The organism is Picosynechococcus sp. NKBG15041c, from assembly GCF_055380235.1.
The window spans coordinates 1,534,769-1,553,025 of sequence record NZ_AP040363.1; the positions used below are offsets into that span (position 1 = coordinate 1,534,769).

Below are 18,257 nucleotides of genomic sequence, written 5' to 3' on the forward strand. Positions count from 1 at the left end.
CTTTGGCAACCCTGGCAAGAACTTATGGATTGGTGGCGCAAACTTCGAAATAATCCCCTGGCCCGTGTGGGCGCAATTGTTCTGATCTCTTTTTACGTGCTGGTGATCGGTGCAGATTTTTTTGCCCCCTATAACCCCTATGCCTCCCAGCTTGACGGCTCCCTGATGCCTCCCACGGCGATCCATTGGCCTAACGGGACGCCCCATGTTTATCCCACCAGCCAAGGGCCGACGGATCTTGACACAGGCGATCGCCAACTGATTATCGATGCCGAAAATCCCCAACCGCTGCGCCTGTTTGTGAAGGGGGATGCCTACCAATTTTTACAAATCAAGCTGCCTGTCCCCCCCTCCTTTGAAGAACGGGTTATCTTTCCTGGAATCCGGGGCGATCGCCACCTCTTCGGGGTGGTAGGCGACGCTCGCTTCAATCTCCTCGGTACTGATGAACAGGGCCGCGACCAATTCAGTCGCCTGCTCCATGGGGGGCGCATCAGTCTCTTTATTGGCCTTGTGGGGATCACCATTTCTTTTCCCTTAGGGATGATTATTGGTGGTATTTCCGGCTATTTTGGCGGCTGGATTGATGCGGTGTTGATGCGGTTTGTGGAAGTGCTGATGACGATTCCGGGGATTTATCTATTGGTGTCTCTCGCTGCTATTTTGCCCGCCAGCCTCACCAGTGCCCAGCGTTTTCTCTTGATTGTTTTGATTACGTCCTTTATCAGCTGGTCAGGATTAGCACGGGTGATTCGCGGCCAGGTGCTCTCGATCAAAAACCAAGAATTTGTCCAGGCAGCCCAGGCCACGGGGGGGCGATCGCTTTACATCATTACCCGCCATATTCTGCCCCAAACTGCCAGCTATGCAATTATTTCTGCAACCCTCGCCGTGCCTGGCTTTATCATCGCCGAATCGGTATTAAGTCTGATTGGCCTGGGGATTCAACAGCCCGATCCCAGTTGGGGAAATCTGCTTTCCCTGGGGACAAATGCTTCGATCTTGGTGTTGCAGCCCTGGCTAGTATGGTCGCCGGCGGTCCTGATTATCATCACAGTGCTGGCCTTTAACCTGCTCGGAGATGGTCTCCGGGACGCCCTCGACCCCAAAAGTCTCCAGAGCCGTAGGGATTAAGCAAGGACTTATTTTTAAAAAAACTTGTGGATTTTTAGGGTGGTATCTGTGGCGGTATGACCCTAATTTTTTGGGGAGTTCTGGGGCTGGGCACAGAAAAAAGACCGGCGACTTTCCGTGTTTCGTCTCGGTCTTCTTTCTGGTTCGCTCCTCACACACCTGTAAGTTTAGACCATCTTTTCTGAAAGCGCCATGGTTTTTTCAAGTTTTATGTCGAAAATTGAGATCATTTTTGAGCTAAAAAGCCCCTAATCCTTTAGGGGAGCGCTTTTGAGATGGTCAAGAAATCTTGAGATGGGGGCAAATAATTCTGGAAAAACTGCGCCAAGTACTTCAACCACTGCCAATAATGACAACCTAAGGTAGGTTGTTGCTGCAAATAGCCAAATAGGCTGCAGTGGCGGTGAAATTCCCAGAGGCTTTTTTCTACGGTAGCCAGGAGGTGGGGTTTCGGCTGATGGTTGAGGGCTGCGAGAACATAGCGGGCGATCGCTTCTAGAAGGGTTTGCTCCCAAGCCGGAAAGCGACTGTGGTGAAAGTGCCACTGGGGTAACTGGGTGCTGTGATAGACAGCGGCGAGGTCGCTCAGTTCTTGGCAACGGCTCCGCAGGTAATGACAAGAAAACAGCAGATCAGCGTCCAGCGTGATGGATATGGGGGCTTGGGGGCGTATTACTTGATCTAGCCAGCGGCCAATGTCTAGGGGGATTAGTGAAAACTCCAGCCAGCCCTGGGGGGTGGCGATCGCCTCGTAGGTGAAGAGGTGGGTGGCATTATTCGTTGGGGAGACGGTGGCCGTAATCTGTTCCAAATATTGCTGGGCCAATTGTTGGGGAACCTGGGCCTGATGGTGGGCTAATTTACGGGCGATCGCCGAACGGAAACCCAAGCCTGGCCGCCGGAAGCAGAGACTTAAGGGAATATCCTTTGCCGGATATTGCCCCGGCTGGGCCAATAAATCTTGGAGGGCCGCCGATAGATCGGCGGCCTCGGTCACCACAGAGAGCAAAGGCATCGAAGCTTGCGTGGGGTATGGACATCTTTTAGAATCATAGGACCCTAGCTACGCCCGTCATCAAAGCTTTCATTTTTCGGGGCCTTGGACAATGTCTGATTTTTCCGTTGCTGATCTGAGTTCCCCGCTGTCTCTGATTACGCCGGAACTTGAGCAATGGGCGATCGCCCATTGTCGTAGTCGCACTTTTGGCCCCGAAACAACCATCCCCACCCGGGCGGGCCTGCTCTACTTCGTCACCCAAGGTTTTGTTCGTCTCGAAGGTCAGCGGCGTCTTTGTCAAGCGCCCCTATTCTCCCAGGAAGTACGACCCATTACCCTGGCTTTTTTGGGTGCGGGCCAACCCTTCGATCTGGGTCAAAGTGAGGGGGTGACCCTCCAGGCGATCGCCCAAGTCGATCAAACCACTGTCTTTTGGTTGTACTGGCAAGATTTAGCTCTCTGGCCCACCCTAGAACAGCACATCTTCCAGGCACTGCGGCAGCAGCACCAGCAACAGCTCTGGCGACAAACGATTCTCAGTCAAGGTAAAACCCTCGATCGCCTGTGGCTCTATCTAGAAATGCTTGGATGCATCCATGGAGAAATCATCCCTGGGGGTCTGTTATTGCCTTTCCCCCTCACCAGTCAGCAGTTAGCCGGAGTTTTGGGGGTCGCCCCACTCACGGTCAACCGTTTATTAAAACAACTGCTCCAAGCAGGCCGATTAGAGCTGTTTGGAGCAGATCAATTTAAGATTTGTGCCATCTCAAAGCGCGAGAAGCACCCATCAAACAATCCCTGAGATCACCTGTTCATTAGCCTCTACAGGGCCAGGATCGCTTGTACCTGGGCCATGGTTTCTTGGTAAAGCACATCTTTCCCCCATCGCTGGAGCTGCTGCCCGAGGAGGTGATCTGTTTTTTGATCCGCTAGGGGGGTCACTTGCTCAATGCGACAGGCCTGGGCGCCCCCTCCAGACTCCATATGCATACAGCCTGATGTTTCTGAGCAAAGAACAGTACAACAGTCGGCAGCCAGGTTACTGGAGGTGAGCTTGAGACTGACTAAATCGCCCACAACTTCGCCCACATCAGCCATGGGAAGACCCACTAGTTCGGCGGTAATGGTCTTATTTTGGCGATCGCTAAATCGAAGTCGGTGAATCTCATAGTCTCCCGACTCCCGCTCAATGGCCGTCGGATCCCAATTTAAGCGGCCCATCAGCCAGCCCATATACATCAATGCCTGGGTTGCGTTGCCTTTCTCATAGTTGAGGGTAACATGGTCTACTTCCCAGATAGCCGCCCGGCGTTCGGGGGGATCAAAGGCCGCAGCGGTTAGCTCTTGCCAGGCGGCGAGGCGACTCCAGTTGAGATCAGCCACGTTTATACCCTGAGAGATCAATTGGCAGAGGACCCGTAAATCCACCTCGGCATTCAGAAATTCACTAGAATCGACGATGAGGGTATCTGCCTCAGCCATCAGCCGCTGGAACAGTCCGTAGTTACTGTCGGGCACTGCTTTCCACCAGATAAATTTCGGCAAATCCCGCACCATCAAAGCTGTGATCAGACCACCGATACGCTCTAAGGCTGCGGCTGTGCCACTCAGGGTAATGTATTCACAGCAAATGAGAGTACTGCTGCCGCGCTTGTTAATCGGGCAATAGGCAGACACCTGGGCTGAGACCCCCACATCTTCGCCCGTGGTGGGACAAAGGGTAATAATGCGACAGGGGTTGGAGCTGGCGATCGCATCCGCCACCCCAGCACTACTCAGATCTGCCGAATAGGTCAGCGGTTGGCAACCCTGGCCTTGGGTTTGACAGGCCCAAGCTTCCCGGAGCTTTTGGAGTAATTCTGGCGAAAGTTTTCCCGTTTCCTCAAAACCATAGGCTTTTTGGGCAGCTCGAATCGCGGCCGTTGTTCTGGAACCAGCGATGCCGTCAATGGGCCCTGAATAAAACCCCAGACTCCCCAGTAAAGCCTGGGAGTCATCCGGTTCGTATACCAAAAAGCTAAAGGTGGTAGCCCGGGTTGCACTCATACCTTCGTCGGAGCGGTAATTCTGCCACAGTTGTGTCAGTTCCACTTCAATCTCTTCAATGGAGACATCCTTAGGTGCTTGCAAAGAAACAAGGGGAGCTGAAATAGTCATAAATTTTTCTGGAGATTGGGAAAGCGAATTTAGAAGATTAAGGGTTGAAAACAATTAAGGCGATCGATCGCTCAATCACAGTCTGCGCCAGCGGCGACCATCCCGATTGATCAAAAATTCCGCTTCCGTCGGTTCCCAAGTACCCGCCTCATACTGGGGAATCGTCTTAGGATCTGTCGGTGAATCCCAGGCAGCAAGGGCTGGGGTCACCACTCGCCAAGCTTCTTCCACCTCATCGGCCCGGGTAAAAAGGGTTTGGTCCCCCACCATGCAATCGAGCAAGAGGCGAGTGTATGCATCTTGGGTCGCCATCGCAAAAGATGTCCCATAACTAAAATCCATATCCACACTGCGGGTGCGAATATCTGCCCCTGGCATCTTTGCCTCAAAGCGGAGGGCAATTCCTTCATTGGGCTGAATCCTCAGGGCTAGCACGTTGGGATTGGCCTGTTTTGCCGCCGACGGAAAAATGCTGAGGGGTACTTGTTTAAATTGGATCGCGATCTCAGAAACTTTTTTCGGTAAGCGTTTACCCGTACGCAAGTAGAAGGGAACCCCCTGCCAACGCCAGTTATCCACCATAAATTTCATCGCCACATAGGTGGGAGTCGTTGATTCGGGATTGACGCCAGGTTCTTCGCGATAACCGGGCACGGGTTTCCCCTTCATCCAGCCTGCTTTGTACTGACCCCGGATCGCGGATTTATCAAGGTTGTGGATATCGGCCAGGTGAGTTGCCTGTAATACCTTCGTTTTTTCGCTGCGAATACTGTCGGCATTGAGGGCATTGGGGGCTTCCATGGCAGTCAGACAGAATAGTTGCATCAAGTGATTTTGCAACATATCCCGTAGTGCCCCAGAAGTTTCGTAATAGCCTGCCCGGTCTTCTACCCCCACGGTCTCGGCGACGGTAATCTGCACATGGTCAACGTAGTGACGATTCCAGAGGGGTTCAAAAATGGCATTGGCGAAGCGAAAAACCAATAAATTTTGAACAGTTTCTTTACCGAGGTAATGGTCGATACGGTAAACCTGTTCTTCTCGGCACACATTTCTCACCACACCGTTTAACACTTGGGCAGAGCTGAGGTCTTTGCCAAAGGGTTTTTCGATGACCAGGCGATGTTTGATGGGATCATTGAGCATGCCTGCTGCCCCAAGATTTTTGATACCGGGGGGGAAGAATTTGGGAGAAACAGCAAGATAAAAGACGCGATTCCCCCTTGTACCCCGTTGTTGATCGAGGTCTTCGAGGAGGGCTTTCAGCTTTTGGTAACTGTCGGCGTCGTCCATATTGCCGGAACAATAAAACAAGCCCTCGGCAAAATTTTTCCAGAGATCTTCGCTGCCAATGCCATCGGAAAATTCTTCAATCCCCTGGCGCATTTGCTCACGGAAATAGTCATGGCTCCAGTCTCGACGCGCCACCCCGACAATAGTGAGTTCTGGGGGAAGGAGATTGTCTTTTTTGAGGGCGTAGAGGGAAGGGACAAGTTTGCGCTGGGTGAGGTCACCGGAGGCGCCAAAAATCACGATGATGAGGGGATCAGGGGTACGTTCTTGGCGGAGTCCGACGCGGAGGGGATTTTCTTGAAGGGCAACCATATTTTGGTGTTTGAGGGAGCGAAGGGTAAGACAGAGGGGAAAATATCCCCCTTGGGTGAGGGGGAAATGTTTCGGCTGGGTTAGACAGCGGCCAGTTGTTCAACTTTGGCGGCGAGGGAAGCCATCAGGGATTCGAAGGGTTTGATAAATTTGTCGATGCCATCTTCGAGGAGTTCGGCCATCACGGCATCGAGGTCGATCGCCACATCTTCATCATTGAGGGCAGCGATGATTTGCTTTGCTTGGTCTACATTGGCATCGATGCGACTGGCAGGATCGCAGTGGTCGGCACAGGCTTCGATGGTGCTGGGGGGGAGGGTGTTGACGGTATCGGCGCCCACCAATTCATCCACATACATCACATCGCTGTAGTCGGGGTTTTTTGTGCCGGTGCTGGCCCAGAGGAGCCGTTGGGGCTTAGCGCCTTTTGCGGCGAGGGCTTGCCAGCGATCGCTACTAAAAATGTCTAGGTAGTGTTGATAGGCGATTTTAGCGTTGGCGATCGCCACTTTTCCTTTGAGGCTGATCAGTTTACTGGCCACATCTTCACTGACCCCAGATTTGATTTTGGCGTCTAGTTGGTCGTCGATGTTTACATCGATGCGGCTGAGGAAGAAACTGGCGACGGAGGCAATATTTTCGACACTTTCACCAGCGGCAGCCCGTTTTTCGAGCCCTTCGATGTAGGCCCAGGCAGTGTCAATGTAGGCTTGGACAGAAAATAGGAGCGTGACATTAACGTTAATACCTTCGGCGATCGCCTGGGTGACTGCGGGCAACCCTTCTGGAGTGCCGGGGATTTTGATCATCACATTGGGGCGGCCAATTTCTTTAAAGTAGCGGCGGGCTTCGGCGATGGTGCTGGCGGTATCTTTGGCGATGGTGGGGGGGACTTCGATACTGACGTAGCCGTCGAGGGCCTTGGTTTGGTTGTAAACCTCAGCAAAGATATCGCAGGCGCTCGTAATGTCTTCAAAGACGAGAGATTCGTAGATTTCTAGGGTCGACTTCCCTGCAGCGATGCCCTGTTTAATCGCTTCGTCGTAGATCTTGTTGCCGGCGATCGCCTTTTCGAAGATGGCCGGGTTAGAGGTAATCCCATGGATGCCCCGACTGCCGATGAGTTGGGCCAATTCCCCAGAGGTGATCAAATCCCGACTGAGGTTATCCATCCAGATACTCTGGCCGTATTTCTCAATGTCAATAATCGGGTTCGCAGTAGCCATCGATAATTCTCCTTGTGCGTTTGGCGATCGCCCCAAGCCTTGTTTCTGATGTTTTTACAACTCAGTGAGGCGGGGGCACTACCCTCAACTTACCGGATCTTTTTAAAAGTGGCTTGGGATTGTTGAGGAACTTTTCACTTTTTAAAAAAATCTTGACCTACCTATGGGGGGATTACCGCACCTATAAGTTGCTTCCCTGACCAATACCTAAGCAAAAATGTCTTTAAGGACTATTTTCATTTGGGTTAATAACGCCCTAAACCCCTAGATCACAGCCTATTTGCGCCAAGAAAAATCGAATTTTTCGCTTCGTCTGTAGGGGGAATTGCATTTATTAAATAAATATAAAAAATCACTGTTTGACAACATTTTGTAAGCAGAAAATACTGAATTAGATGATGATCTCGGTTGTCAATTTTGGGGCGATCTTAAAAGCACCTTACTCAAAGGGTTGGACTTCGATTCGGTCACCATCTTTAAGGAAGGCTGCTCCTTTGACCACAAGGCGATCGCCTGCCTGGATACCGCTGCGGATTTCAATTTCATCATTAGCCAGCAATTCCCCTAGTTCTACTTCTAGGGCAACCACTGTATTATCCGGGTTGACACGGAAAACCGTGCCTTGGACACCGTCTTGGGGAATCACCGCCTCTGTGGGCACGCTGAAACTCTGGGCTTGGCTGAGGACAATATTGCCCCGGAGAAACATCCCTGGCTTAAGGTCGGCACTCTCGGGCAGGGTAATTTTGAGCGTTGCTTGGCGGGATTGCCGATCAACTGTGGGGACAATCTCACGGATTTGCCCTGTAATGTTGAGAGTCTGGTCGCGATCGCTGGTAATTTGAACTGTTTGGCCAACGGCGACTTCATTGAGCTGTGTTTCAGGAATGTTTGCTTCCAGCTCTAATTTCCCCGTTTCGAGAAGGGTGAATAGAGCGTCACTTGAAGAACTCAGACTACCCAGTTGTGCGAATTTTTCGATGATTTTTCCGGCACGGGGCGCAAAAATTTGGGTTTCTCGAAGACGAGTGCTCACCAAATTTACCTGGGCTTGGGCTTGCTGTAGTTGGGCTTCGGCCTGGGCCAGTACTTCGATCCGAGTGCCCCGGCGCAGTTCCCCCAGTCTCTGTTCTGCTTCTCGGAGGGTGGCTTGATTTTGGCTCACGCTGGCGGCCGCACCGTCACGTCTCGTGCGCGTCTCATCAAGGGTATCGGCGGCGATCGCCCCAGCTTCGAAAAGTTCTTGGTTCCGGCGGAGGCGCTGCTCCGTGAGGGACAGATCTGCTTGACTCCGGCTAAGGGCAGCGGTGGCTTGATTGACCTGTTCCTGGGCCCGGGCAATCTCTTCCGGGCGCGCCCCGGCCCTGAGTTCTGCGAGGCGAGCCTGGGCTTGGGTCACTTGGGCTTGGGCTTGGCGGAGTTCGGCCTGGAGCGTGCTGTTATCGAGTTGTACCAGGAGTTGACCCGCTTGCACCGTGGCCCCCTCATCTACGAGTACATTGGTGATTTGGAGGCCGGGACTGGCGGCAGTAATCGAGACAAGATCCGAGGCAGTGACAGTACCGACAACGCTCATGGTTTTGGCGATCGCCTGGGGTTCAACGGTGAGGGTAGTAACGGTACGCCCGGGGGCTTGACTGATTGCATTCGCCGCCGAAGCTGAATCTTCTGGCGCTGGTGCGACCAGTTGTCCCCCAGCATAGGCAACGATCACCCCGATCAAAATTCCCGCCCCCAAAGCCTGCCAGGGAAGCTTTCCAGAACGTTGAACCGCCGCAGTGGTCTCTGGCGAATCGGGTTTGGGCGCGAGTTGAGTCACGGTAAAATGCTTGTAATATTGCTTAATAAATCATTGTAAAAAATTTTCTGGGGATTTGGGAAACTTCCTTAAAAGTCTTTTTAGCAGAGTCCTTCGACCCAAACAGTATTTTTTTTTTGCTGTACGCTTGGGTTTTCGATGGCGGAGAGAAAAATAAAATGCAAATTTTTAGAAAAAACTAAGTCAAAGCGCCACCACAGCTAGATCCGCTCCCTGCTGTACAACCATAGCAATAGGGTTTTGTGGCCACCGTTTCGAGCAAATCTAAAGACTGCGCCTCTAGACAATCCGCCACCGTGATTCGCTTCCCAGCAGCGGTGTAGGCAGGTAAATCTTCCATCTGGTTAAAGTCACAATCGAAAATATTCCCCTGGTAGTCTACCGACAATTGATTCCGACACATCAGGTTGGTTACCGTCGTCTCATTGTGGTGGTCGGCGAGAAAGCGAAGATAAGGTGTGTAGAGTTCGTGAGCTTGGAGATAATGTTTCACCCGACCGATGGGCAAATTGGTAATCGTAAATAGGTGATTAAACCGAATCTGGAAATGCTCCTTTAGATAAGTCTTGTAGTCCTGTTCCAAGCTTGTTTGGCTGGGGGTAAGGGAAAAATCTGTATTGCGGGGCACGGGCGGATTGTAAACCAAATCCAAGACTAACTCGGGATCGCGGCCATAACCCAAGGCGTTTAACCGTTGGAGGGCCGCAATGGAATCTTGATAAACCCCAGTCCCCCGTTGGCGATCGACATTATTCTCTAAGTAGCAGGGTAGAGAAGCCACCACCCGCACCTGATTTTGGGCGAAATATTCCGGCAAATCTTCATAACCAGGCACAAAGAAAATCGTCAGATTTGAGCGCACAATGACTTCTTTGCCGGTTTCCCGGGCAGCAGCCACCAATGGCCGAAAACCGTAGTGCATTTCTGGAGCCCCCCCGGTGAGATCCACCGTTTGGATTTGAGGGAAGGTGCGAATCAGTTGAATCAGTTGCTCACAAATCTCTGGGCTGAGTTCTTCAGTGCGCCTTGGCCCTGCTTCCACGTGGCAATGGGTACAGGCGAGATTGCATTTTTTGCCGAGGTTGATCTGGAGGACACGAATGGAGGTTTTGGTTAGGGGTTGGCCGAGGGCTTGAGTAAAAGGTGTAATGGCAGTCGGAGAGGGTGTTTGAACCATGGAGATCTCAAAAATAATTTTAGGCCAGAAATTTTAGCAACAGCTCTCGGGCGTGCAACAAGCAGTATCACCATTCAATTGGGTGAGGTGATAGTCTTCGCCTTTGGTGACTTGGGGAGAGCGACGGGCCTTGGCCTGGCAATTGAACTCTGGCGCTGCTTCGAGGGGAATTTCTTGGTAGGGGGGAACGGGGATAAATTGTCCGGCGTAGGGGCCGTCGGGACTGGTCAAAAGCTGGAAGGTTTTATCGCACACGGCCATTCTTTCGCCTCGACAATAGGTGTGCCCATCGTCATCTTGGATCTGTTGCCAGGGGCCTTTGTAAATAACAGCCTGATTGCGTTCGAGACAAATCCCTTCTTTACCTTTGTAGGCCCGCACAGTCATAGAGCGAAATTCGATGCCGTCGATGGTTTGCCAGGGCTCTGGGGCATAGCTGAGAATTTCGACCCCATAAAAACCCGCTGCTTCAAACATTTGCAAAAATTCTGCTTCGAGGAAAGCCCCAGCAATACAACCACTCCATAGCTCGGGATCGTTGAGGATTTTTTCGCTGGGTGGCTCGTCGCAAACAATATCCGAGATGACAGCCCGGCCCCCTTTTTTCAGGACCCGGTGAATTTCCTGGAACAGTTGCCGTTTGTCGCTGGGTTTAACCAGATTTAAAACGCAGTTGGAAATGACCAGATCAATACTTTCGTCGGCAATTAAAGGAGATTCGGCCCGGAGGCGATCGCCTTCTGCTTCGTAGCGGGCCACATCTTCGATGGTGTTAATCGGATTTTTCTGGAGCCAAGCCTGGAGTGGGGCGAGGGGTAGCTTTAAATCCTGGATTTTGCCTTTGACAAATTCTGTATTCTGAAAACCAATTTTTTTGGCGATCGCCCCTTGGTATTTACGGGCGAGATTTAACATCACATCATTAAAATCAACGCCAATCACCTGCCCCGTCGGCCCCACCTTCTGGGCGACCATGTAGCAGTTTTTCCCTGCCCCAGACCCAAGATCCAAGACCACATCCCCCAGTTTTGCATAGCGGGTCGGATCACCGCAGCCATAGTCTTTCGTCAAAATTTCTTCAGGAATCACATCCAAATAATGGACATCCTGATAGTCCGTCGGACAACAGAGACTCGGCTCATGCTCCTGGGCACCCGCTTGATAACGGCTCAGGACAGCATCTTCAACATGGTAGTGAGGCGTAGCAGTAGTTTCTGGCATTAAATTCGTTCAGATTTCAAACAACGGCAGAGAATTGGGATGATCATATCGATAATTGCTGAAAATTTCCTGAAATAGCACCAATCCGTCGCTCAATCCCCTGACTTTCTCGCCCTTCGCTGGCCCAGTCCCCTATATTTGCCCTAGGGTTCTTGCCTACAATGGGAAAGAACAAATTTTTTGCCCCGGCCTTCAACCATGACCCCAAATGCCGCCCCCGTTGGAACCGATTTTGATCGTGCCATGATGCAACGGTGCATTACCCTGGCAAAGCAGGCAGCGGGCAGAACAGCACCCAACCCAATGGTGGGAGCCGTTGTCGTTAAAGATGGTCAAATTATTGGCGAAGGTTTTCACCCAGGGGCAGGGCAACCCCACGCAGAAGTGTTTGCCCTCCGGGAAGCGGGGGAAGCGGCCCGAGGTGCCACTATCTATGTAAGCTTAGAACCCTGTAATCACCACGGTAGAACACCCCCCTGTAGTCAGGCGGTGGTCAAAGCCGGCGTCAAAAAAGTCGTGGTAGGGATGGTGGATCCGAATCCGCTCGTCGCTGGGGGCGGCTTACAAACCCTCAGGGATGCAGGCATTGAAGTGCTAGTGGGCGTTGAAGAAGCGGCTTGCCGGGAACTGAATGCGGGCTTTATTTGGCGGATGCTACACAAGCGGCCATTTGGCATCTTGAAATATGCGATGACCCTTGATGGCAAAATTGCGACGACCACGGGCCATAGCGCTTGGATTACCCACCAGGAAACGCGCAATCAGGTGTATGACCTCCGCTCCCGCTGTGATGCGGTGATTGTCGGGGGAAACACAGTACGCCTTGATAATCCGTACCTAACCACCCATGCACTGACGCCCCATAATCCTTTGCGGGTGGTCGTCAGTCAGTCTCTAGATCTGCCAGGCGATCGCCATTTGTGGGATGTAACCATCGCACCAACGGTGGTGATTACCCAAGCAACTGCCAATCCAGAAATGCAGGATTTTTTACGGCAACGGGGAGTAGAAGTAGTACACATCGATCCAGTTTCCCCCGATAGAGTGATGCAATACCTCTATGACCAGGGCTGTTTGCAGGTGTTGTGGGAATGTGGTGGCACCTTGGCGGCAGCGGCGATCGCCTCGGGCAGCATCCAAAAGGTGATGGCTTTTATCGCCCCGAAAATTATTGGTGGCCAAGGGGCACCGACCCCTGTAGGTAACTTGGGTTTAACGTTGATGGACCAGGCGATCGCCCTCGAAAATGTCCAACTTCAATCCATTGGCCATGATTTCTTGTTGACTGGCGATCTTCCTAATTTGGAAAAATAATTTGCCGCACTGAGCTTCACATGAGACGTAACCAGGAAAATAGCTCTGTGGCGGTGGGTTGCCAGTGGGCGATCGCTACCATTGAAAAGATGAATCTAAAAAAGATTCCTATCTTCAAGCATAAGTTGAATGCAAGCTTGAAGGGGATTTAATTTCGTTTGCACGATGCTCCAGACAATTTTGGTATTGATACGGAAATAAGTATGAGCAATAATATCCCTCAAGCCAGCAATCTTCTTCCATTCAATTTGTGGATATTGCTCGCGTAGAGACTCAGGAATTTGTTTTGTTGCTTCGCCAATAATTTGTAAATTGTGGGCGATCGCATCAAGGGTTCGGCTGTCTTCACATAGTTCTTCATAGGTCAAACTTTCGGCATAACTTTGGATTTTTGTAATACTCTTGAGAATATCACTGAGGTAAAGACGAAGACTACGGGACATAAATCGCTTGTTTAAGGATATTCTCTCTAATTTGAGGCTTGAGATCTTCTTTGATAACAAGATCTACTCTGCAATTAAATAGCTCCTCAAGAAAAAACTTAAAATCCATATAGATATCGAAGGTGAGTTCAGTATCAAACTCCACCAGAAAATCTAAATCACTATCGATAGTCGCTTCATCACGGGCAGTAGAACCAAATAGAGCCAGTGACTTCACCCCAAATTTTTCGAGCTGATCGCGGCATTTTGCGAGGCTAGAAAGAACAAAACTTTGCTTAAGTATTTCGGGTTTCATAAAATTAACTGCTGACAGCGACGCACTCCCCCTTGTGATTGTCGTTATTGTACTGAATACTTTGGCGATCGCCTTCTATTTTTTCTCTGTCAATAAAGGTTTTAAGAAGCGTCCCGTGTGGGATTGGGGATGCTGGGCTACCACTTCTGGCGTCCCCGTCACGAGAATTTCTCCACCACGATCGCCTCCCTCTGGCCCGAGGTCAATGAGCCAATCACTACAGCGGATCACATCCAAGTTATGCTCAATCACGAGGACAGAGTTGCCTTTGTCTACTAGCCGTTGCAACACATTAAGCAAGTGGTGCACATCATAAAAAGAAAGCCCCGTTGTGGGTTCATCGATCAGGTACAAAGTTTTACCCGTGGCCCGTCGCGCTAACTCTGAGGCCAGTTTTACCCGTTGTGCTTCTCCCCCGGAGAGAGTCGGTGCGGGTTGGCCCAGGCGAATATAGCCCAAGCCCACATCCACCAAAGTTTGGAGCCTGGTTGCCGCCGCCGTAATATTTTCAAATACTCCCAGGGCCTCTTCTACGGTCATATTCAGCACATCGGCGATGGAATAGCCCTTAAATTTCACCTGGAGAGTTTCACGGTTATATCTGGCTCCTTTGCACACTTCGCACTGCACATAGACATCAGGCAGAAAATTCATCTCAATGACGTTCACCCCTTGGCCGCCACAGGCTTCACAGCGACCGCCCTTGACGTTAAAGGAAAACTGGCCTTTTTTATAACCACGGGTTTTGGCTTCTACCGTTTCTGCAAAGAGATTCCGAATTGGGTCGAAAATGCCTGTGTAGGTAGCAGGGTTGGAGCGGGGTGTCCGGCCAATGGGGGATTGATCAATGACGATCACTTTATCAACGGACTTTAAGCCCTTGACGCCGCCTAAATTTTTTGGGAAAGGGACATTGCGATTCAGGCTATGTTGCAGGGCTGGATAGAGCAATTCATTAATGAGCGTCGACTTCCCGGAACCTGATACCCCAGTTACTGACACCAATTTACCGAGGGGAATTTCGACGGTGATGTCTTTGAGGTTATTTTTTGTGCAATGTTCTAGGCGTAAACGTCCGCCGTTACCAGCGCGCCGTTCTGTCGGGGTTTCAATGGCGCATCGGCCAGAAAGATAGGCACTGGTGAGGGATTGTTTATTTTTGAGGAACTTGTCAAAACTGCCCTGGAAAACAATTTCTCCGCCATGGACACCTGCTTTCGGGCCGATATCAACAATGTGATCTGCCGTGCGAATCGTATCTTCGTCATGCTCCACGACAATGAGAGTATTGCCCAAATCCCGCAGTTTTTGCAGGGTATTGAGTAGCCGCTCATTGTCCCGTTGGTGGAGGCCAATGCTGGGTTCATCAAGGACGTACAAAACCCCCGTCAACCCTGCACCGATTTGGGTGGCCAGGCGAATCCGCTGGGCTTCGCCGCCGGAGAGGGTCATGGCCGCCCGGTCGAGGGTGAGATAATCGAGGCCCACATCCAGGAGAAATTTGAGGCGGGCACGGATTTCTTTGAGGGCGAGTTCACCGATTAATTTTTGGCGATCGCTTAACTGGAGATTTTCCACCCGTTCGAGGCAATCACGGATCGAGACACTGGTCAGCTCATCGATGTTGTATTGGCCGAGGCGAACAGAAAGGGCTTCTGGTTTGAGGCGTTTGCCGTGGCACACTTCGCAGGGCTGATTCACCAGATATTTTTCTAATTTTTCTTTGATCGCCTCAGAATTGGTGTCTTCATAGTTGCGTTCTAAAAGTTTTAGAATTCCTGAATAATGGCGGAAATAACCTTTACCAGTACCGTAGCGGGATTCTTCCTCAAACCAAATCGGTTCCTCGGTGCCATAGAGCAAAATATCTTGGTGTTCTTTACTGAGTTTTTCCCAGGGGGTCTGGATTTCAAAACCGAAGTTTTGTCCCAGGTTATACAGCAGTGATAAATAATAGGTATTTTCCTTTTCTGACCAGGGGGCGATCGCCGCGTAGAGCGCTTGGGTCGGGTCGGGGATCACCAGTTCTGGAGAAAAGCGCCGGTGACTTCCTAAACCATGACAGGCAGGGCAAGCACCATAGGGGGAATTAAAAGAAAATAGGCGGGGGGATAGCTCCTCCATCACTGCGCCATGTTCGGGGCAGGCAAAGTTTTCGGAGAAGACAATGTGTTCACCAGTGTCCATTAAGTCAACAATTGCCGTCCCTTCAGAATGCTTTAAACAGGTGGTTAAAGAATCAACTAAACGTTCCTGAATGCCTTCTTTTTTGACAAGGCGATCGACGACAATTTCAATGGTGTGATAGTGATTTTTATTGAGGGAAATATTGTCACTCAATTCGCGGGTTTCACCATTAATTCTCACCCGGGCAAACCCTTCAGCGGCAATGCTCGATAGGGTCTTTTTGTGGGTGCCTTTTTGGTGGCGCACCACCGGGGCCAGCAACTGAAATTTAGTGCGGTCCGCCAAGTCTAAAACGCGATCGCACATTTCATCAATGGTCTGGGGAGCAATGGGGCGATCACAATGGGGGCAGTGGGGCTCCCCGGCGCGGCCAAAGAGAAGGCGCAGATAATCGGCAATTTCCGTGACGGTGCCGACGGTGGAGCGGGGATTGTGGGAGGTGGATTTTTGGTCAATGGAGATCGCTGGACTCAGCCCTTCGATGGCGTCCACATCAGGCTTATCCAGTTGGCCCAAGAACTGGCGGGCGTAAGCACTGAGGGATTCCACATAGCGCCGCTGTCCCTCGGCGAAAATGGTATCAAAAGCCAGGGAGGATTTCCCCGATCCTGACACCCCCGTAAACACAATCAACTGATTGCGGGGCAAATCGAGATCCACATTTTTGAGGTTATGCTGCCTTGCGCCACGGATGCGGATTTGGTCGGATTTGCTCATGGGGCGATCGCCATTATCGAAAAAAAGTGCTTAAACATTATAGATAGAGCAGCGGCGAATTTCAGGGCAGTCCTTGAATCTTGGGCCTACGATTAGGTAGGTGGAAATTCCATCTGGGAGAAAAATTCGACTACCTGCTGCCCACTTGGATGCATAAACTGTAAATAATGGGCATTTAGAAAGTAACCACAATCCCCCGGTAAGGCCGTCCGTTGGTCACCATTCGCAACTTTGGGGAGTCCCCCAGGCAGATAGAGCGGGTCGCCCACAAGGGGATAGCCGATCGCCGCCATGTGAATGCGGATTTGGTGGGGACGTCCAGTAAAAATCTGCACCTGCACCAGAGATAAATCATTGAATCGTTGCAACACCTGCATTTCGCTGTGGGCAAATAGGCCATCCGCTTTTGCCACAAAAATCGTTCCTAAAGTTAAGTGAGCAACTTTCCCGATGGGAGTTTTAATCGTCACTTGGTCGGGATAGTCCCCCGCTGGAATCAGGGCGCGGTAAATTTTCGTAATTTGGTGCTCCCGCAATTGCTGGGTTAAATGTTGCTTGCCCAGAGGCGATCGCCCAAGGATCATCAACCCCGATGTCCCCCGCCCGAGGCGATGAATCGGCGCCAGATTTTCCTGGGGAAATTGGGTTTTGAGCTGCCCCAAAAGGGTATTTTCTAAAAAGTTTCCCGCCGGCATCACCGGTAAACCCGCCGGTTTTTCAATGATCCAAAAGTGAGGATCTTGATGCAAGATTGAAAAATTTAACGGCACATCTGGCTCTTCCCAAGGTTCGCGATGATATTCCAAGGTTTGATTTGCCGCTAAAATTTGCCCCCAGAGCGCCGGTTTGCCATCGACAAAGATTTGTTGTTTGTCAATCCGTGCCGCCCATTCTGGCCGCGTTGAATGGCGGTAATTTTGAGCATAAAAATCTAGGACGGACAAACCTGCCCAAGCGGGTTTGACCCGGTCTCGATACACCCAACCTTGATTCAGCATTTTAGGAATACTGATAGATATTTTTGCGGGGGTTAAAACTTTCTACTTCCCGTAATTTTTCGTATAGCGCTTTCTCTTCTTCGGTGATTTCTGGCGGTAAAACCAACTGTACCTCCACCAACTGATCGCCCCGATTACCCGAGCTACGCGGATAACCTTTGTTGGCTAATCTCAATCTTTGGCCTGGCTTGACCCCCTTGGGCACAGTCATTTTTACTAACCCATCAATGGTCGGAATTTCGATAGAGCCCCCCAAAACAGCCTCACTGGGACTGAGGGGAACTTGGCAATAAATATCAGCCCCCTGCACTTCAAAGAAAGGATGGGCGGCCACTGTGATTTTTAGATATAAATCGCCGCCGTTAATACCTTGATTGCGCAGCCGAATCCGCTGACCATCGACCATGTGGGGCGGCATTTCGACTTCAAGCGATCGCCCGTCTTCGAGGCGAATCCGTTCCCGGCCACCCCGGTAGGCTTTTTCGAGGGGGAGTGTTAGGCGAGCTTCCACATCTCGTTTCGAGGGGGATTTAGGCGTCGCCACTTTGGTTGTTTTCGTTGTGCCAGGACGAAAATCGTCATAGTTTGTGCTGCGTACCCGAGCCGTAGACTGTTGGCGGTCTTTGTCTCCAAAGGGACTCACTGTGCCAATATTGGCAAATTGACTGAAATCATTGCGTTGGGGCCGATTAGGGCGAGAAAAACCAGGGCGACTATATTTTCCACCCATGGCCCGGCTGAATTGATCATATTGCGATCGCCGCACATCATCGGAAAGGACTTCGTAGGCCTCATTGAGGTCTTTGAATTTTTCCTCTGCGACCTTGTCTCCGGGGTTGACATCCGGATGATATCGCCGTGCCAGCCGCCGAAAAGCCCGCTTAATCTCCTCGCTGGAAGCATTGCGGGGTACACCTAAAATTTCATAGTAGTTACGCAAATTGTTCATATTTAGGCGACAGGGTGA

Annotated in this window: 15 protein-coding genes; 3 read left to right on the forward strand and 12 right to left on the reverse strand. The window is 51.1% G+C overall.

What is annotated here, in order from left to right; genetic code table 11:
- The first annotated feature begins 24 nt into the window (after positions 1–24).
- Positions 25–1,134: an ABC transporter permease gene (locus tag ACZ45B_RS07395; protein ID WP_024545524.1), complete on the forward strand. Its 1,110-nt coding sequence runs from the start codon at positions 25–27 to the stop codon at positions 1,132–1,134.
- A 256-nt stretch (positions 1,135–1,390) separates the two neighbouring features.
- Here the strand turns inward: ACZ45B_RS07395 and ACZ45B_RS07400 are convergent, their stop codons facing one another.
- The gene (locus tag ACZ45B_RS07400) at positions 1,391–2,149 is read right to left on the reverse strand and encodes a hypothetical protein (RefSeq protein WP_024545523.1); all 759 of its coding nucleotides are present in this window, start codon (positions 2,147–2,149) and stop codon (positions 1,391–1,393) included.
- Positions 2,150–2,240: 91 nt separating this feature from the next.
- Here ACZ45B_RS07400 and ACZ45B_RS07405 point away from each other — a divergent pair, with 91 nt between their 5' ends.
- A complete protein-coding gene (locus ACZ45B_RS07405; protein WP_024545522.1) occupies positions 2,241–2,933 on the forward strand; it encodes a Crp/Fnr family transcriptional regulator in 693 nt (230 codons plus the stop codon).
- Between the two features lie 20 nt (positions 2,934–2,953).
- Here the strand turns inward: ACZ45B_RS07405 and opcA are convergent, their stop codons facing one another.
- The 6 genes from opcA to ACZ45B_RS07435 form a co-directional block, all read right to left on the reverse strand.
- Positions 2,954–4,288, reverse strand: a complete 1,335-nt coding sequence (opcA, locus tag ACZ45B_RS07410) for a glucose-6-phosphate dehydrogenase assembly protein OpcA (RefSeq protein ID WP_024545521.1) — start codon at positions 4,286–4,288, stop codon at positions 2,954–2,956.
- A 75-nt stretch (positions 4,289–4,363) separates the two neighbouring features.
- Positions 4,364–5,893 (reverse strand): glucose-6-phosphate dehydrogenase, encoded by a 1,530-nt coding sequence (gene zwf / locus ACZ45B_RS07415; protein ID WP_024545520.1) that lies wholly within the window; start codon positions 5,891–5,893, stop codon positions 4,364–4,366.
- 80 nt (positions 5,894–5,973) lie between these two features.
- Positions 5,974–7,119 carry a transaldolase gene (gene tal / locus ACZ45B_RS07420; protein WP_024545519.1) on the reverse strand — a complete coding sequence of 382 codons (1,146 nt, stop codon included), beginning with the start codon at positions 7,117–7,119 and terminating at the stop codon, positions 5,974–5,976.
- Between the two features lie 439 nt (positions 7,120–7,558).
- On the reverse strand, positions 7,559–8,938 hold the full coding sequence (locus tag ACZ45B_RS07425; protein WP_024545518.1) for an efflux RND transporter periplasmic adaptor subunit: 1,380 nt from the start codon (positions 8,936–8,938) through the stop codon (positions 7,559–7,561).
- Positions 8,939–9,116: 178 nt separating this feature from the next.
- Entirely contained in the window at positions 9,117–10,115 is a 999-nt protein-coding gene (gene arsS / locus ACZ45B_RS07430) for an arsenosugar biosynthesis radical SAM (seleno)protein ArsS (RefSeq protein ID WP_024545517.1), read from the reverse strand.
- A 33-nt stretch (positions 10,116–10,148) separates the two neighbouring features.
- Positions 10,149–11,336 carry a methyltransferase domain-containing protein gene (locus tag ACZ45B_RS07435; RefSeq protein ID WP_024545516.1) on the reverse strand — a complete coding sequence of 396 codons (1,188 nt, stop codon included), beginning with the start codon at positions 11,334–11,336 and terminating at the stop codon, positions 10,149–10,151.
- A gap of 198 nt (positions 11,337–11,534) precedes the next feature.
- Between ACZ45B_RS07435 and ribD the strand changes: the two genes are divergently transcribed.
- Positions 11,535–12,650 (forward strand): bifunctional diaminohydroxyphosphoribosylaminopyrimidine deaminase/5-amino-6-(5-phosphoribosylamino)uracil reductase RibD, encoded by a 1,116-nt coding sequence (ribD, locus tag ACZ45B_RS07440; protein WP_024545515.1) that lies wholly within the window; start codon positions 11,535–11,537, stop codon positions 12,648–12,650.
- Between the two features lie 95 nt (positions 12,651–12,745).
- Here the strand turns inward: ribD and ACZ45B_RS07445 are convergent, their stop codons facing one another.
- The 5 genes from ACZ45B_RS07445 to ACZ45B_RS07465 form a co-directional block, all read right to left on the reverse strand.
- On the reverse strand, positions 12,746–13,093 hold the full coding sequence (locus ACZ45B_RS07445) for a HepT-like ribonuclease domain-containing protein (protein WP_024545514.1): 348 nt from the start codon (positions 13,091–13,093) through the stop codon (positions 12,746–12,748).
- On the reverse strand, positions 13,083–13,388 hold the full coding sequence (locus tag ACZ45B_RS07450; protein WP_024545513.1) for a nucleotidyltransferase family protein: 306 nt from the start codon (positions 13,386–13,388) through the stop codon (positions 13,083–13,085). Before ACZ45B_RS07450 ends, ACZ45B_RS07445 begins: the two co-directional genes overlap by 11 nt.
- A 75-nt stretch (positions 13,389–13,463) precedes the next feature.
- Positions 13,464–16,292: an excinuclease ABC subunit UvrA gene (gene uvrA, locus ACZ45B_RS07455; protein WP_024545512.1), complete on the reverse strand. Its 2,829-nt coding sequence runs from the start codon at positions 16,290–16,292 to the stop codon at positions 13,464–13,466.
- A gap of 92 nt (positions 16,293–16,384) precedes the next feature.
- The gene (locus ACZ45B_RS07460; protein ID WP_024545511.1) at positions 16,385–17,290 is read right to left on the reverse strand and encodes an RluA family pseudouridine synthase; all 906 of its coding nucleotides are present in this window, start codon (positions 17,288–17,290) and stop codon (positions 16,385–16,387) included.
- Position 17,291: 1 nt separating this feature from the next.
- The gene (locus ACZ45B_RS07465; RefSeq protein ID WP_024545510.1) at positions 17,292–18,239 is read right to left on the reverse strand and encodes a DnaJ C-terminal domain-containing protein; all 948 of its coding nucleotides are present in this window, start codon (positions 18,237–18,239) and stop codon (positions 17,292–17,294) included.
- Between the last annotated feature and the right edge of the window lie 18 nt (positions 18,240–18,257).

Bases quoted from the DNA above. Each gene is read 5' to 3' on its own strand.
- arsS (WP_024545517.1), bottom strand. From the start codon at position 10,115: ATGGTTCAAACACCCTCTCCGACTGCCATTACACCTTTTACTCAAGCC.
- ACZ45B_RS07405 (WP_024545522.1), top strand. From the start codon at position 2,241: ATGTCTGATTTTTCCGTTGCTGATCTGAGTTCCCCGCTGTCTCTGATT.
- ACZ45B_RS07400 (WP_024545523.1), bottom strand. From the start codon at position 2,149: ATGCCTTTGCTCTCTGTGGTGACCGAGGCCGCCGATCTATCGGCGGCC.
- ACZ45B_RS07395 (WP_024545524.1), top strand. From the start codon at position 25: ATGGATTGGTGGCGCAAACTTCGAAATAATCCCCTGGCCCGTGTGGGC.
- ACZ45B_RS07435 (WP_024545516.1), bottom strand. From the start codon at position 11,336: ATGCCAGAAACTACTGCTACGCCTCACTACCATGTTGAAGATGCTGTC.
- ACZ45B_RS07445 (WP_024545514.1), bottom strand. From the start codon at position 13,093: ATGTCCCGTAGTCTTCGTCTTTACCTCAGTGATATTCTCAAGAGTATT.
- ACZ45B_RS07465 (WP_024545510.1), bottom strand. From the start codon at position 18,239: ATGAACAATTTGCGTAACTACTATGAAATTTTAGGTGTACCCCGCAAT.
- opcA (WP_024545521.1), bottom strand. From the start codon at position 4,288: ATGACTATTTCAGCTCCCCTTGTTTCTTTGCAAGCACCTAAGGATGTC.
- uvrA (WP_024545512.1), bottom strand. From the start codon at position 16,292: ATGAGCAAATCCGACCAAATCCGCATCCGTGGCGCAAGGCAGCATAAC.
- zwf (WP_024545520.1), bottom strand. From the start codon at position 5,893: ATGGTTGCCCTTCAAGAAAATCCCCTCCGCGTCGGACTCCGCCAAGAA.
- ACZ45B_RS07460 (WP_024545511.1), bottom strand. From the start codon at position 17,290: ATGCTGAATCAAGGTTGGGTGTATCGAGACCGGGTCAAACCCGCTTGG.
- ribD (WP_024545515.1), top strand. From the start codon at position 11,535: ATGACCCCAAATGCCGCCCCCGTTGGAACCGATTTTGATCGTGCCATG.
- ACZ45B_RS07450 (WP_024545513.1), bottom strand. From the start codon at position 13,388: ATGAAACCCGAAATACTTAAGCAAAGTTTTGTTCTTTCTAGCCTCGCA.
- tal (WP_024545519.1), bottom strand. From the start codon at position 7,119: ATGGCTACTGCGAACCCGATTATTGACATTGAGAAATACGGCCAGAGT.